General features: G+C 43.4%; 13 protein-coding genes, 1 pseudogene and 1 riboswitch. Of the genes and pseudogenes, 2 read left to right on the top strand and 12 right to left on the bottom strand.

The features are described 5' to 3' along the window. Window positions 1-15 precede the first annotated feature (15 nt). From purB to IGJ74_RS07995, 9 genes are all read right to left on the bottom strand, one after another. A complete protein-coding gene (purB, locus tag IGJ74_RS08035) occupies window positions 16-1,314 on the bottom strand; it encodes an adenylosuccinate lyase (protein ID WP_008381467.1) in 1,299 nt (432 codons plus the stop codon). 13 nt (window positions 1,315-1,327) lie between these two features. Further along, entirely contained in the window at window positions 1,328-2,446 is a 1,119-nt protein-coding gene (gene purK / locus IGJ74_RS08030) for a 5-(carboxyamino)imidazole ribonucleotide synthase (RefSeq protein ID WP_172634721.1), read from the bottom strand. Next, window positions 2,439-2,927, bottom strand: coding sequence for a 5-(carboxyamino)imidazole ribonucleotide mutase (purE, locus tag IGJ74_RS08025; RefSeq protein WP_005236418.1), 489 nt, complete (start codon window positions 2,925-2,927; stop codon window positions 2,439-2,441). Before purE ends, purK begins: the two co-directional genes overlap by 8 nt. A gap of 331 nt (window positions 2,928-3,258) precedes the next feature. After that, window positions 3,259-4,563 (bottom strand): nucleobase:cation symporter-2 family protein, encoded by a 1,305-nt coding sequence (locus IGJ74_RS08020; RefSeq protein WP_010749579.1) that lies wholly within the window; start codon window positions 4,561-4,563, stop codon window positions 3,259-3,261. Next, window positions 4,563-5,144, bottom strand: coding sequence for a xanthine phosphoribosyltransferase (locus IGJ74_RS08015; protein ID WP_016613323.1), 582 nt, complete (start codon window positions 5,142-5,144; stop codon window positions 4,563-4,565). Before IGJ74_RS08015 ends, IGJ74_RS08020 begins: the two co-directional genes overlap by 1 nt. 76 nt (window positions 5,145-5,220) lie before the next feature. Next, a riboswitch (purine riboswitch) is annotated at window positions 5,221-5,318 on the bottom strand. A gap of 82 nt (window positions 5,319-5,400) precedes the next feature. After that, window positions 5,401-6,078 (bottom strand): hydrolase, encoded by a 678-nt coding sequence (locus IGJ74_RS08010; protein ID WP_087664218.1) that lies wholly within the window; start codon window positions 6,076-6,078, stop codon window positions 5,401-5,403. Window positions 6,079-6,098: 20 nt separating this feature from the next. Beyond that, on the bottom strand, window positions 6,099-6,704 hold the full coding sequence (locus IGJ74_RS08005; RefSeq protein ID WP_005236425.1) for a glycoside hydrolase family 73 protein: 606 nt from the start codon (window positions 6,702-6,704) through the stop codon (window positions 6,099-6,101). Continuing rightward, complete coding sequence (locus tag IGJ74_RS08000) at window positions 6,701-7,711, bottom strand: M15 family metallopeptidase (protein ID WP_087664433.1); 1,011 nt, start codon at window positions 7,709-7,711, stop codon at window positions 6,701-6,703. Before IGJ74_RS08000 ends, IGJ74_RS08005 begins: the two co-directional genes overlap by 4 nt. Before the next feature lie 32 nt (window positions 7,712-7,743). After that, window positions 7,744-8,247 (bottom strand): hypothetical protein, encoded by a 504-nt coding sequence (locus IGJ74_RS07995; RefSeq protein ID WP_087664219.1) that lies wholly within the window; start codon window positions 8,245-8,247, stop codon window positions 7,744-7,746. 123 nt (window positions 8,248-8,370) lie between these two features. Between IGJ74_RS07995 and IGJ74_RS07990 the strand changes: the two are divergent. Then, window positions 8,371-9,326, top strand: a pseudogene (locus tag IGJ74_RS07990) (Gfo/Idh/MocA family protein). Window positions 9,327-9,359: 33 nt separating this feature from the next. Here the strand turns inward: IGJ74_RS07990 and IGJ74_RS07985 are convergent. Further along, window positions 9,360-10,322 carry an aromatic acid exporter family protein gene (locus IGJ74_RS07985; RefSeq protein WP_086317276.1) on the bottom strand — a complete coding sequence of 321 codons (963 nt, stop codon included), beginning with the start codon at window positions 10,320-10,322 and terminating at the stop codon, window positions 9,360-9,362. A 98-nt stretch (window positions 10,323-10,420) separates the two neighbouring features. Here IGJ74_RS07985 and IGJ74_RS07980 point away from each other — a divergent pair, with 98 nt between their 5' ends. Continuing rightward, the gene (locus IGJ74_RS07980; protein ID WP_005231932.1) at window positions 10,421-11,020 is read left to right on the top strand and encodes an FUSC family protein; all 600 of its coding nucleotides are present in this window, start codon (window positions 10,421-10,423) and stop codon (window positions 11,018-11,020) included. 44 nt (window positions 11,021-11,064) lie between these two features. Here the strand turns inward: IGJ74_RS07980 and IGJ74_RS07975 are convergent, their stop codons facing one another. Together IGJ74_RS07975 and IGJ74_RS07970 are read right to left on the bottom strand one after the other, a co-directional pair. Beyond that, entirely contained in the window at window positions 11,065-14,487 is a 3,423-nt protein-coding gene (locus IGJ74_RS07975) for an FtsX-like permease family protein (protein WP_218193125.1), read from the bottom strand. Then, window positions 14,488-15,189: an ABC transporter ATP-binding protein gene (locus IGJ74_RS07970; protein ID WP_218193126.1), complete on the bottom strand. Its 702-nt coding sequence runs from the start codon at window positions 15,187-15,189 to the stop codon at window positions 14,488-14,490. Window positions 15,190-15,306 lie beyond the last annotated feature (117 nt).

Here is a 15,306-nt window from a genome sequence, read left to right as displayed (position 1 = left end):
AGGTTGCAGCTTTTTTTATTCGGCTAAACCGACACGTTCAAAGATCGTGTCAACTTGTTTTAAATGATGGTTGTAATCAAAGGCATCGTCCAAATCAGCTTTGGTCAAAACATCCGTGATTGCTGGATCAGCTTCTAACAATGGGCGGAAATCCGTTTGTTCATCCCAAGCTTGCGCTGTTTTCGGCTGAACCAAGTCATAGGCTTGCTCTCTGGTCATTCCGTGATCGATCAATTTCAACATCACCCGTTGGCTGTAGATCAATCCAAAGGTCGCATTCATATTGCGCTTCATATTCTCTGGGAAAACGGTCAGATTTTTGACGATATTGCCAAAGCGATTCAGCATGTAATCGATCAAAATCGTCGTATCCGGAATAATGATCCGTTCTGCCGATGAATGTGAGATATCCCGTTCATGCCAAAGGGAGACATTTTCATAAGCCGTCACCATATGACCGCGAACGACTCTTGCAAGTCCGGCCATATTTTCAGAACCGATTGGGTTACGCTTATGGGGCATGGCAGAAGAACCTTTTTGTCCTTTGGCGAAGAATTCTTCAACTTCCCGCGTTTCTGATTTTTGTAGTCCACGGATCTCAGTGGCAAATTTCTCAATGCTCGTTGCGATCAACGCCATTGCTGAGAAATATTCAGCATGTAGGTCACGAGGCAATACTTGCGTGGAAATATCTTGCGCACGAATCCCTAGTTTTTCACAGACATACTCTTCGACAAATGGAGGGATATTTGCAAAGGTTCCAACAGCACCACTGATCTTTCCAGCTTCGACCCCTTTTGCTGCCCGCTCAAAACGTTCAACATTGCGTTTCATTTCTGAATACCACAAGGCTAATTTCAAGCCAAAGGTCGTTGGTTCCGCATGAACACCATGGGTACGTCCCATCATCACGGTATGCTTGTATTCTTTGGCTTTTTCGCCAATGATCGTCACGAAACGGTTCAAATCTTCACGAATCAAATCGTTGGCTTGTTTCATCAAGTAGCCATACGCCGTATCAACAACATCCGTTGACGTCAAGCCGTAGTGGACCCATTTACTTTCATCACCCAAAGATTCAGAGACTGCTCGGGTAAAAGCAACCACATCATGTCGCGTTTGCGCTTCGATCTCTAAGATACGGTCGATATCAAAGGATGCTTTTTCACGAATCAATGCAACATCCTCTTTCGGTATCTCTCCTAATTCCGCCCAAGCTTCGTCAGCTAAAATCTCGACTTCTAGCCACGCTTGGTAGCGATTTTGATCGGTCCAAATAGCACCCATTTCTGGTCTTGTATAACGCTCTAACATGTTTTTATCTCCTTTAATCCCAAATATTGGTTTGATAGATTTCTTCAGTGGTTTCTGCAATGTCTTCCGTCAAAATAGTGATATGTCCCATTTTGCGACCGGTTTTTGCTTCTTCTTTGCCATAGTAATGAAATTGCCAAGCAGGTTTTGTGGCAATCAGATCATAGGTTTCTGTCAATTCATCTCCTAAGACATTGACCATGACTGCTGGTGAAAGCAAAGAAACTTCCGGCAACGGCCAGCCACAGATGCCGCGGATATGAGCGTCAAACTGACTCATGGAGCAAGCTTCGATCGAATAGTGACCCGAATTATGCGGACGTGGCGCCAATTCATTGACATACAAGCCGCCGCTTTTGGTCAGGAACATTTCGATGGCTAAAACGCCTTGCAGATCCAAAGCTTTTGCAATAATGTGAGCGATCCGTTTGGCTTCTTCGGCAACTTCTGGATCAATGTGCGCAGGAGCGATCGTTTGATGCAAAATATTGTTACGGTGGATATTTTCTACCACTGGGAAAGTGGTAAAGGTTTCTCCATTACCGGCAACTAAAATCGATAATTCTTTTTCAAAAGGAATCCATGCTTCTAATTCGCAAGTTCCTTCGCGAAGTAAATTCATGGAAGGCGCCAAATCAGCCGTACTGTAAAGCACGTGCTGTCCTTTTCCGTCATAGCCGCCTCTGGTGGTTTTTAATACACAAGGGTAACCAATGCTATCGATGGCATCTTGGATGTCTGTCGGGCTGATGATCGTGGCATAAGGTGCAATCACGATATTGTTTGCCTCTAAAAATGACTTCTCTAACAAACGATCTTGAGTGATTGCTAACAGATCGGTGCCTTGAGGGATATGTGAGTAAGGCAAAATAGAGTTCAATGCTTCAACACTGACATTTTCAAATTCATAGGTGATTACATCGGCACGTCGAGCCATTTCTTCTAAAGCAAACACATCATCATAGGCAGCAACAATATGCCAATCAGCGACTTGGGCTGTTGGACAATTGGCAGTAGGGTCTAAAACGCCAACCCGAAAGCCCATTTCTTTGGCACTCATTGCCATCATACGACCTAGCTGTCCTCCGCCAACGATTCCGATCGTTGCGTTGGGCATTAAAGGTTTAATCAAGTTGATCACTACTTTCCAATACGATTTCTTTTAATGTATTTCTTCGTGCGTCTAATTTCTCCGCTATCTCTAAATCATACATGGAAAGCATCTGGGCTGCAAGTAGTCCTGCGTTAGTTGCGCCAGCTTTTCCGATCGCCGTTGTTGCTACTGGTACACCACCCGGCATTTGCACGATCGATAAAAGGGAATCCAAACCGTTTAATGCGCGTGATTGGACGGGAACACCAATGACCGGCAATGTTGTTTTAGCTGCCACCATTCCCGGCAAATGGGCAGCGCCACCCGCTCCTGCAACAATGACTTTAATCCCTTTTTCTCGGGCTGTTTCTGCAAATTCGAACATCAAATCTGGTGTACGATGTGCCGAAACGACTTTTTTCTGATAAGGTATCGCTAACTCATCTAAAATCAAGCAGCACTCCTTCATTGTTTCCCAATCTGATTGACTTCCCATAATCACTGCAACTGCTGGTTTCATTCAATTTTCCCTCCACTGATTTTTTACGATTTTCTTCTGAATGAACCTCAGAAGTATTTTTCTTACGAAAATCATTTTGTTAGCAACCTTTTGAAGCTACGTCTGAGATATCCCAAAGTCACATGGCTCTGCTAACATTCACTTTCACCTCTAAATAGTAACGAGTTGCCCGAGCAATGTCAAAATATTTTCGAACTATTAACAAATTTTACTTTCCATTGTTCGCTTTTATCTCAAAGATATGTATTCAACACGTCAGATATCCGATAATAAGACAAATAAAGGAACAATACAAAAAATCCAGACGAATCCTCGTCTGGATCAAATAAACTTACTGTTGCAAGCTCAATTCCGTCACTTCGTCTGTTTCTTTCGGCAGCCCATTAAAGAACAGATTCAAAACAATGGCAGTCAAACTACTCATGACGATCCCATTGCCTGTAAACATTTGAACGGTTTCAGGCATCTGACTAAATAAGGTTGGCATCATATTGAACCCTAAACCAAAACCGATCGATACTGCAATCACTAACAAGTTCTTGTCATTCATAAAATCAACTTTGCTCAGCATTCGCATCCCTTGAACAGCGACCATGCCAAACATCACTAACATGCCGCCGCCAAGCACTGCCTCTGGAATGATCTGTGCGATGGCACCGACTTTTGGAAACAATCCTAATACGATCAAAAAAATTGCTGAAAAGAAAATCGGACGGCGCGTCTTAATGCCTGAAAGTTGAACCAAACCTACGTTTTGTGAAAATCCAGTATAAGGAAACGTATTGAAGATCCCACCAAGGATCACCGCCAAGCCCTCCGCACGATAGCCGCGCTTTAAGTCATTGCCTGTAATCGGTTTTTCAGTAATGTCTCCCAGTGCAAAATAAACGCCTGTGGATTCTACCAAACTAACAATGGAAATAATGATCATCAAGACGATCGACCACAGATCAAAGGTTGGTAAACCGAAATAAAAAGGCTGAGGCAAATGAAACACAGGTGCATGGGCGATGGCAGAAAGATCAACCAAGCCTAATAATGCTGCTAGAATAGTCCCACCGATCAAACCGATCAGTACGGCAATCGAGCGAATAAAGCCTTTGCCAAACACTTGCACGCCAATGATCAGGGCAATCGTCACAAAGCCTAACAATAAATTCGTTGGATCACCAAAGTTAGCAGCTGCGGCATCCCCTCCACCGATTTTGGTGATGGCGACTGGAATCAAGGTCAAACCGATGACGGTAATCACCGTTCCCGTCACCAATGGGGGAAACAAAACTTTGATTTTCGAAAAAATGCCGGCGATCAAGACAATGAAAATCCCAGCGGCAATGATCGCTCCGTAAATCGCACTGATTCCTGATTTGGTGCCAATCAAAATCAATGGGGAGACAGCTTGGATGGCACAACCTAAAACGACTGGTAGGCCGATCCCAAAAAAGCGGGTGACGACTAATTGCAAAAGCGTAGCGATTCCGCACATGAAAATATCGATCGAGATCAAATACGTCATCTGCGCTTCATTAAAGCCGAGGCCTGTTCCAATCAACAAAGGGACGGCAACAGCTCCTGCATACATCGCTAGCAAATGCTGCAAGCCCAAAACTGCTGAACGGCTATTCGTCTCTTTCATTAGGCATCTCCTTCCAAAAAGCTAACTTGGCCTTCCGACAATGAGGCGATTCGTGCTAAGGAAACAACGGGGATTCCCATTTCTTCAAGCAATTGTCGACCAGTTTGGAATGATTTTTCAATGACGATCCCAATGCCAACGACTTTTGCGCCTGCTTGCTGACACAATTCGATCAATCCTTTTGCAGCTTGTCCGTTTGCTAAGAAATCATCAATTATTAATACCGTATCATCTGAAGATAAGAATTTCTTAGAAATCGATACTTGGCTGGTCACTTGCTTAGTAAAGGAATAGACCGATGCGGTCAACAACTCTTCATCCATCGTCAGACTCTTTGCTTTTCGAGCAAAGATCATTGGTACCTGCAACTTTTCTGCAGTATAAAGTGCTGGTGCGATCCCTGAAGCTTCGATGGTCACTACTTTGGTGATCCCACTTTCTTGAAATCGTTCTGCAAAAACTGTACCGATTTCTCTCATCAACTCATAATCCACTTGGTGGGTCAAAAACTGGTCCACTTTGAGAACCCCTTCACCCAAGACGTTCCCGTGTGTTTTGATACGCTCAACTAATTTATCCATCCTAGCTCTCCTCGTTCCTTTCTATTCCATCCTGAAAAAAAAGACACTCTTTTTGCCAAAGCAAAAAAAGTGTCTAACAGGCACGATTTTTACTTATAGTCCGATATTTACGGTATCGGGTAGAGACTGTCGACCATATTTCGACGATATACAAGTAATTTTTAAATGATAGATTCGATTATGCCTGTCTTTGATTAAAAACACAAGCATGGAATGCCCTTTATAAATAAAAATATTCTCATTTGTGGATCATTTGCTACTCTGGTTTCTCCATATCACGATAGTGCTCCATCTTTTTACTGAAAAGCTCCCCGTTGGAAGGCGGCGTGTAAGTGATCGCATTCGCACCTGCTTCAATCGTTTCTAAGATGCTCTCCTCAGTTGGACCACCCGTTGCAATGATCGGCAGCTTCGGATATTTTTTACGGAAGAAAGCCACGGTATCCGCTGTGTCCTTGCCGGCACTGATATTGATGACCTTCACACCAGCTTCAAGTTTGGAATCAATTTCAGTATACTTACTCGTTACGGTACTGATAACGGGAATATCCACGACTTTACAGACTTGCTCCACAGTTTTCAATGGCGTGGGTCCGTTTAAGACGACCCCGATCGATCCCTGAGCTTCAGCAAACATGCTCATATAAGAAGAGCGGAATCCTTGGGTCAAGCCGCCGCCGACACCAGAAAACACTGGAATATCTGCTGCTTCGATAATTGCTTTCGTAATTGCTGGGTGCGGTGTAAAAGGATAGACCGCTATCACAGCGTCCGCATTTGTATTACGGATGATCGCAATATCCGTAGTAAAAATAATGGAGCGGATTTGTTTCCCAAATATTTGAATGCCGCTAGCCTCTCGAATAACTTTAGGCACTTTGACGATATCTTTGCGTAAATCAGTGGTGATTTTTGGCATATATTTTTCTTCCATAAGCAGCCAACTCTCTTTTCTTATTGATCAAATCGATTCAATTGGTAGGTTTCAATGACTTGAATGATTTTGCTGGCATAATCTGGATCCGTTGCATACCCTGCATCTTGTAAGGCTTGTGCGGCACTGCGGTAGTCGTTTGCTGTCAAGACATCTACATAAAGCGCAGGATTCCAATCAACACCATTTACAAACAACATCGTATGATCATCCATTGATTCTTCCCAAGTATCATAGACACGAAAATCTCCTTGAATCGTGACCCATTCTCCATTATAAAACTCTTGGGTATCTAATGTCACCTTTTTTGAATGACCAAATGACTTGATGCCAAATAAATTATTGTATTTGCTGGCTAGAGAACTCTGGCCCCAATCTGATTCAAGAATCGCCTGACCTATAATGATACTTGGTAAAATCCCATAGCCTTTTTGCAGTTCTTGCGCGTAAGGAGCAATGCGATCGATAAATTCTTCATGAGAGATCGCTTCAGTATTTGTTTCTTCCTCTTTCGGAAGAGGATCCGCCAAACTATTTAAGGAAAAAATAAAAGCAATCCCAATTAAGAATAACCCTAGAAAGACTAATGGGAAACGAGTCTTCTGTTTTTTTCGTCTTGCACTCATTTTTTCACTTCCTTTGTCTGACTAAACACGTTCTTAGCGAACAAATCGCCTCCACTCATCAACAACTCTTCTTGTGCTCGTTGACTATTTTCTTGATTTCTAGTAAGAGAATCAGTAAAGATCCAGTCCTCCTGCAAAGGATCTGCCAATTCGTGATACGACAGTTCTGCTTCTTTACGAGTGATGTGTTCTTTTGCCTCATCAAGAAACTCTTCGAATGTTACCTCATGTTCTTCAATATATGTCGCCACTTCGACGCCTACATAGCGTAAATGCCATGGTTCATAATCGATTTGGGTAATGTCATGTTTCCCTTTCGGATAACGGATGATGAACCCATACTCTCTCGCATGGGCTTGTAGCCATTTTCCACCGTCTGTAACGCCGAACCCCTCATTGAGAAGTTCGCCTGTATGATTTTGATACCAGTCTTCATCGATTACGTCAATCGCAAGACCGGTATGGTGCTCACTATATCCCGGTTCAGTAAAGGTCAGTTTCGTGATACGAATTGCTTCTTCTTTTGTATTCCCTTGGCGGATCAAGCTATTGACATTGGCATCGAATATTTCCTGTTGATACTCTACCGAACGGTAAGCAGAGACCATGACTAAAGGATGTCCAGCCACCTTTGCTGCGTCAGCTAGTTCTTCGTATGCCGAAACGATTCGCTTGTCCACAAGGTAGCCATTTGATAATTTCCCCAAATCTTCTTGCGCGATTTCGCTGACGATTTTATTTTTTGGTCCTACCAGAGCCAATGACCAATCATTCAATGAGACAGTTGGGAAATCATCTTCGTTCACTTCATCACTAACAGCTGCTTGTTCTTGCGCATCCTCTGAGTATTCCGTCGAAGTTTGACTGCTGGATTCAGTTGTTGCGCTCGTCACTGTTTGAGTAGTAGAACGAGCGATACTTAGATTCTTTATTGGGGTGACTGCGGTCACTCGATTCACTTGTATGGTTAGGAGAACCAAAAACAAGAATCCTGCTGCCGCAGCCATTCCATAATACTTTTTCAAAAAATACCCTACCTTTAATTATAAGTTTCTTCCAGATTTTCTTTAACCCACTCTAACAACTCGATTTTTTCATTGCGGATCTGCTGCTGAACAACAGCGGGCAATCGGAAGTTTAATATATCATCATAACCCCACTCATCATACGTAATACTGACTCTCAAATCAAGGTATTGGGCTGTTTCTTCAGATTCTGTTAACAATTCGACTTTTGCTAAATCGCTACCTAGCCACGTTCTGGCGATTTGGGTTTTCATTTTTTTGAACTCGACGACCGCTTGATTGCGTTTTTCTGGATAAATGACGGTCTGGCGAATGATTTTTTGGATCAGCATCCATTCATAATCCGAAAACAGCAGTTTCACTTTCTGATTTTCAGCAGGCGATAAACTCATTGTGCCGTTTTTCCAAGCTTCCCATTGCTCCTCAGTGATTCCTAAATGTGTCTCATAAAAATGTTTTTCTGATGTGTATTGCTCGATAATCGTATTTAAAATAATGGCTATTGATACATTATGCATATGTTATCCCTCCTCTTCTATATTTTACTGAAAGTCAGCCGTAATGGAAACTTTTTGCGATTGTTTTTGATTATTTTAAAGAATTCATTTCTTTTGTTATACTAAATATGAAGGAGATGATCAATGATGAAAAAATACCGTTGGGGAATGATTGGACTTGGAGACATCGCGACACAATTTGCCGCTGGTTTTTCCAATGAAGCAAGTGAACTGTATGGAGTCAGCGCCCGCAGTTTGCCAAAAGTCCAGGCCTTTGCCGAAAAATACGCTATCCCCCATGCTTATGAAAGCACAGATGCTATGCTGGAAGATCCGCAAATTGATATTGTGTACATTGCAGTACCTAATGATCTTCATCACGAATTTATTATGAAAGCTCTAATGGCCGGAAAACATGTCCTCTGTGAAAAAGCCATTACGACCAGTGCCGATGAATTAGCTGAAGAATTGACCTTAGCCAAAGAAAAAAATCTGATATTAGAAGAAGCTATGACGATCTCAATATGCCGGTTTATGCACGTTTGAAAGAAGAGATCGATGCTGGGCGCTTAGGAAAATTAAAAATGATCCAAGCACCATTTGGCAGCTATAAAGATCCTGATCCCACCAATCGTTTCTTCAACCCAGATTTAGGTGGCGGTGCGTTACTGGATATTGGCACATATGCCGTTTCATTTGCTCGCTTTTTCATGACGGATACGCCAGAAGTGGCGTTTAGCAGCATGAAGCCCTTCTCTACTGGTGTAGACGAACAATCTGTAACGATCCTCCAAAATCCAGCTGATGAAATGGCTAGTGTCACGCTGACTTTCCAAGCGAAAATGCCTAAAACAGGTATCGTTGCTTTTGAAGAAGGGTACATTACGGTGGATGAGTATCCTCGTGCGGACAAAGCCATGATTCATTTCCGCGATGGGTCAAATGAGGTCATCGAAGCTGGTGACAGTAATCAAGCCCTTAATTATGAAATTGCCAATATGATCAAAGCCATCAATGGCGATATCGAAGGATCAATCCACTTGACCACCGATGTCATTGACGTTCTTGATCAAATGCAAGCTTTTTGGGAACAACAGTAAAAGTGAAAAGACTCCTTTGCAGGAGTCTTTTTTTTAGCGCTCCATCGTCTGAATCTGTTCAGAAAAGTCGGCTTTGATTTCAATAAAACTTTTAAAGGTTTGCAGAAACTGAAACAGCTGGGCCCGATTTTCAAATTCTGCTCTTGTTTGCGGCAATGGTTTTTGTCGATAATCTTCGTATAAAGCTGCAATTTTTGCCAAGATCTCTTTTCCATCGTTATTTTCATGAAAGGACTGGGCGGTAAAGGATAGCAGCTCTTGAAACGCATTTGTATAGGCTTCTTCTACCCAAAACAATTGTAATAGATCAACCATTTCCAAGAGTAAGCGCGCTTGACTTTGCCGCATGGTGAAATACTCTTCATAATAAGAGGCTTCTCCTCGCCACTGGTTTTCACTATGAACCATCGCTTGCTGTTTGCCTTGCTTGATTTCTCCTAACAATGCTTGGCAAACATGAGGGAGCGTCGCCTTTTCTTTTTCTGTTAACGCGATCGACATGTCTTTTAAAAGACTTTTAAACGTTTCTTCCACCAACTGCTGTTTTTCTTTCAATGCCCGTTCGCCGTCTGGCATATACAAGTTAAATAAAAGTGCAAAGCCGATGCCAATACTCATCAACAAAAAAGCATTTCCAATCAATGGCCAAGCAAAAGAACGTTCCATCATATAATGGGTCACCAAGACCGAATTGACCACGATCCCATCGGTTAATTTGAAATAGACTGCCGTCGGAATAAATAGGAAGAGAAAAAGAACAAAGCCCAGCGGACCAAAGCCTAAAAGATGAAAGCTGACAAAAGCTAGGAGCGTCGCGATCGCCAAGGAAACCAAGCGACCGATTCCTGTAAAGAGCGAGGTTTTCTTTGTATTCCCAACACTCAAAATTGCGATGATCCCTGCGGCTGGTGCATACAATAGACCGATCTGCTGAGCAAGAAACATGGACAAACCGGCAGCAACTGCTGTCTTCACTGTTCTCAATCCAATTTTCATTTTTGTCACCTCCTTTGAAAAGTATACTAAATTGTGAGGAATAAGACTAGAATTTCTCAACAGCATTGGGTATGATTAAGTAAAGGGGGCATTCTACCATGAAACTGGGGCGTTTTCGCTTAGGTATGCGAACGATAAAAACAGCCATCGCTGTCATGCTTTGTATTCTGCTCTTTCATTTCCTTGATCGCGGCCAGCCTTTGATTGCTGCCTTGTCTGCTGTCTTTTCATTGCGACAAGACCTGACAACAACAATCTCTTTTGGGAAATCACGGGTGTTAGGAAATACGATCGGCGGCGGTACAGCCATTTTTTATTTTTTGACGAAGCAATATTTTCAAAATGATTTTCTGATCGAATTGTTTGTCCTGCCCGCACTGGTCATCTTTGTCATCGTTTTTTCAGATGGCATCAATAACAATTCTGGCATCATCTCTGCCATTGCGACGATGCTGTTGATCACTTCCAGTGTCCCACAAGGGGAATCGATCATCTTTGCATTGGACCGTGTGCTTGATACCTTTATCGGTACCTTAGTTGCCCTGTCAATCAATTTTGTTATTCGACCACCTGAGGAAGAGAAAAAGGATGAGATTCAAGAAGATTTGGTCGTGCTAAGGCAAAAAGAGCTTGAACTAAAAGCCATGCTAGAAGAAGTCCAAGGGGAAATCTCTGAGCAAGAAAAACAAGAAAAATAAAAACAGCCTTTTTCCAGAATGCTTCTGAAAAAAGGCTGTTTTTGTTACTCATTGGCTTTCAAGGCATCGATCATATTGACATGTTTCAACTTGAAATACATCGCGATCCCTACCACGCCTGAAAACAAGCAGGTCAATCCCGCTGCATACACATAGCTCATTGGTTCGACTGTCGGTGAAAACATGGCGATATCAACTTCGATGGTCTGTAAGACAAATTGATGCTGAAGCACCCCTAATAACAAGCCAAAACCAATACCGAAAATCGTTAAAAAGATATTCTCACGAAAGACGTACATCGTCACTTCTCGATCATAAAAGCCTAATACTTTGATAGTCGACAACTCGCGGATCCGTTCCGCTATATTGATATTGTTCAAGTTGTACAACACGATAAAGGCTAATGCCCCTGCTGACGTGATCAAGATCCAAATGACGATGTTCAAGGTTGCTGTCGTGTCATCTAAGGCATCCGCTGAAGCTGAGAGGAAGGAAACATTGATGACATTATCTTGTGCCATCAGGTCAGCTGCGATCGCTTCTTCATCTGTTTTGCTTAAGCGCTGATTGAATTTCAATAACTCACTATTGTAAGCAGGCGTTTCCTGAAAGATCTTTTCGTACGTTTCAGGTGTCAAATAAGCAAAATGGCCCGTGTAGTTTTCTGCGATGGCAGCTACCTTCAGTTGAAATTCCTCGCCGCTTTCATTCGTCAACGTTATCGTATCACCCACCGATAATCCAAACAACTTAGCAAGCTTTTCATTGATGATGGCACCCTCTCCTTCTAGCTCGTAAGCTTCTCCTGAAACCCGATCATTCAAGTGGACAAATCTCGATAAAGCCGCAGGATCTTCTGGCACGGTGACGGTTACTTCTTGCTGCGTGACCCCCGATTGAGCCAACGTCAGACTTTCCGTATGCAAGAATAACCCTGCTTCAAAGCCTTCAATATCTTCTGCGGCGGCTTTTGTTTCACTCATTGCTTCCGAAATCTCATCATCAAAGGTGATCACCGCCTGATACTGCCAGATTTTCTCAAACTGTAAAGGAATGATATTGCTGATAGAATCTCTTAGACCAAATCCAGTCAAGATCATGGAGGTACATCCCGCGATCCCTAAGATGGTCATGAGCATTCTGGACTTGTAGCGAAACAGGTTTCGCATTGTAACTTTTTGAATAAAACTTAAGTGCCGCCATAAAAAAGTGATTCTTTCTAAGAGAATTCGTTTCCCTGTTTTTGGGGCCTTTGGTCTCAACAAGGAAGCCGATGACTGTCTTAAATCAAATCGTAAAACCAGCAGCGCAATTCCGATGGTGCAAAGCAAGCTAACACCCACAGCAATCAATGAAAGCCGCAAATACCATGGGGTGTCATACTCTGTGAGATTGTAAAGTGGTCCATAAGCTTGAATGATGATTGCTGGAAAAAAGGAAAAGCCTACTGCTAGGCCCAATACAGCACCTGTGATGCCTGCTGCAGAGGAATAAAGCAAAAATTTCTGTCCAATCTCCCAGTTGCGATAGCCTAGTGCTTTCAACGTTCCGATCTCACTGCGTTTTTCATCGATCATCCGCGTCATAGTGGTTAGACTCACTAAGGCTGCGATCAAAAAGAAAATGACTGGAAAAATCGTCGCTAACGAAGAAACGCGTTCCGCATTGTCTTGGTATTCTGAATAACCAGGATTCGCATCGCGGTTCGCGACACGATAAACTGCCGGTTTTAGCTCCAACAATTCCTGCTCTTTTTCCGCAACTTCTTTTTTGACATCTTCAAGCTTTTCGCGTTCTTTTGGTGCTCTTTCTTTAAATTCGGCTAGCTTTTCTTGAAGGGTTGCTTCGTTTTCTCGGTATTCCAGCCAGCCCTTGTCTAGCAAAGACTGACCATTAGCTTGCTCAGAAGCTAAAGTCTCACGAGCAACACTCAGCTGCGATTCTCCTTGAGTGATCTGGGTCTGAGCCTGTGCCAATTCTTGGCGTCCGGCACTGACCTGGCTCCAGCCAGCGTTGACTTGCTGTTGCGCCCGTTGAAGTTGCACTTCTTGTTCATTGATTGCAGCCAGTTGTCCGCTTAATTGGGCACGTTGTTGCTCACCTTCAGCAATGAGTGGATTCAATGTATCTTCAGCTGCCGTCAGCATAGTAGCAATCATCGTTTCATCGATTTCCTCCAGATCAGGAATCGGACCAAGAACATCTGTCGGTAGGTTCAACTGTGCCAGAGCGGCTGTTACTTGTGCATAGACGGTAGGCAGCTGGGCCATTTGCTCCTCTGCAGAAAGTTGACCCACACTTCTGATTTGATCCATGCCTTGGTATGCCAGCGCAAGTTGCTCCTCCACTTGTTGGATGCCACTTTGTAGTTCTGACTTTTGTGCCGAAATGGGCGCTAACTGGGCTTGGGCTGATTTTACTTGGGCTTCTTGCTGAAGCAACGCTTGTTCGCTTTGATCCAGCAGTCGTTGGTTTTCCGCCAACGCTTGCTTACCCTCAGCTATTTTTTGTGCTTCACTATTCAACTGCTCTTGGGCAGCTTGAATTTCTGTTTGGAATGCTGCTTCTTGTTCCGTCAGTTCCCGGTGCGCCTGCGCTAATTTTTCTTGTGCGTCGTCGAGTTCCCTTTGTGCTTCTTGCAGAGCCGTTTCTCCGTTGCGGATCTGTTCTTTGGCTTCGTCAATGGCTGGTTGTGCTTCATCGATCAGCTCTTGTCTGCGTCCTTGCGCCCGAGGAGCCAACTTTTTCTCAACTTCAGCACTTATTTGATCTCTTTTCGTCTGATACGCCACTGAATAGCTTTCCATTTGAGATAAGTCATCAAAGCGAACTAAAAATCGGGCGTACGCACTTTCTTTAAAATCCTCCTCAGGAATCACCGCAAAGTAATCCACAGTCCCATTACCAACGGTACTGTTCCCCCGATGAAAGTTCTCAATATATTCAGGACTATTGACAAAGCCCACGATCGTGAAGGTATGGGTTTTTAATTGATTTTCGCCACTTTCTGGCAACTCAAAGGATTCATCTAATTCGAAACCACCACTATTTTGTGCCGCTTGATCTAAGGCGATTTCCCCTGATTTTTGCGGCAATCGACCAGAAGTCACCTCATATTGATTGACAGATCGATCAGTTGAAAGAGAGAAGACACGAATCACAGCACGATGATTTTCGGCATTGATATCAGCGATCTGCTCCGTCTCAACCGCTGTGACACCAGGCATTTCCTCAATGATTTGCCGATCGGTATCCGACAACCCCAAAGTTGAAGCAATTGTAAGGTCGGCTAATTGTTGGCGAGAAAAGTAATCTTCAGCAGCTTGTTTCATATTAGGGCCGGTGGCGCTGATCCCGACAAAAAAAGCGACTCCTAAAAAGATAATGCCTAAAATGGACAAAAACCGCCCGGGTGCTTGCCTAATTTCACGTAAACTGGAACGTAATAATGTTTTTTTCATAGGCATTTACCAAGAAATAGAGGCAATTGGAATCGGATGAGTATTTTTTTCCATCTTGCGAACCTTTGCGTCATTGATATGGATCACGCGATCCGCCATGGGAGCCAAGGCACTGTTGTGTGTAATGATCAAAACGGTCGTCCCAGTCTCGCGAGCTGTTTTTTCTAAAATAGCCAAAATCTGTTTTCCCGTTTCATAGTCAAGTGCCCCAGTTGGTTCATCACAAAGCAGCAGTTTGGGCTTCTTGGCTATGGCACGAGCAATCGTGACCCTTTGCTGTTCACCGCCAGACAATTGTGCAGGAAAGTGATCCAAGCGATCACCTAATCCAACTTGGGTCAAAATCTCAGCTGCATCAAGTGCTTCGGGTACGATTTGTGCCGACAGTTCCACATTTTCTCTAGCCGTCAAGTTCGGCACCAAATTGTAAAATTGAAAGACAAATCCGACGTCTTTGCGACGATAGGTCGTTAGTTGTTTAGCATCAAAACCAGCAATATCCGTTCCATCGACAATCAGTTGGCCGCTGTCACATTGATCCATCCCGCCTAGTATGTTCAAAACGGTGGACTTACCGGCGCCACTAGGACCAAGGATCAGCGCGATCTCGCCTTTCTCTACGGAAAAAGAGACGCCATCATTGGCAGCAATCACCGTATCGCCCATTGTGTATTTCTTCACTTCTTTCACTACTTCAATATAACTCATTTTATTCCTCCAAGAATTCCAGCGCCGCATGCGCTTTCTCGCTTAACAGTGTATCACACTTTTTCCCTTGAAAGAAACCGCAAAAAAGCAGCACAAGGTCGTGCTGCTAAAAAACAA

The sequence above is a fragment of the Enterococcus sp. AZ009 genome (assembly GCF_050548785.1).
Taxonomy (GTDB): Bacteria; Bacillota; Bacilli; order Lactobacillales; family Enterococcaceae; genus Enterococcus_D; species Enterococcus_D entomosocium.
The sequence above is the reverse complement of the archived record's forward strand: the minus strand, read 5'-3'. Positions and strand labels throughout refer to the sequence as shown.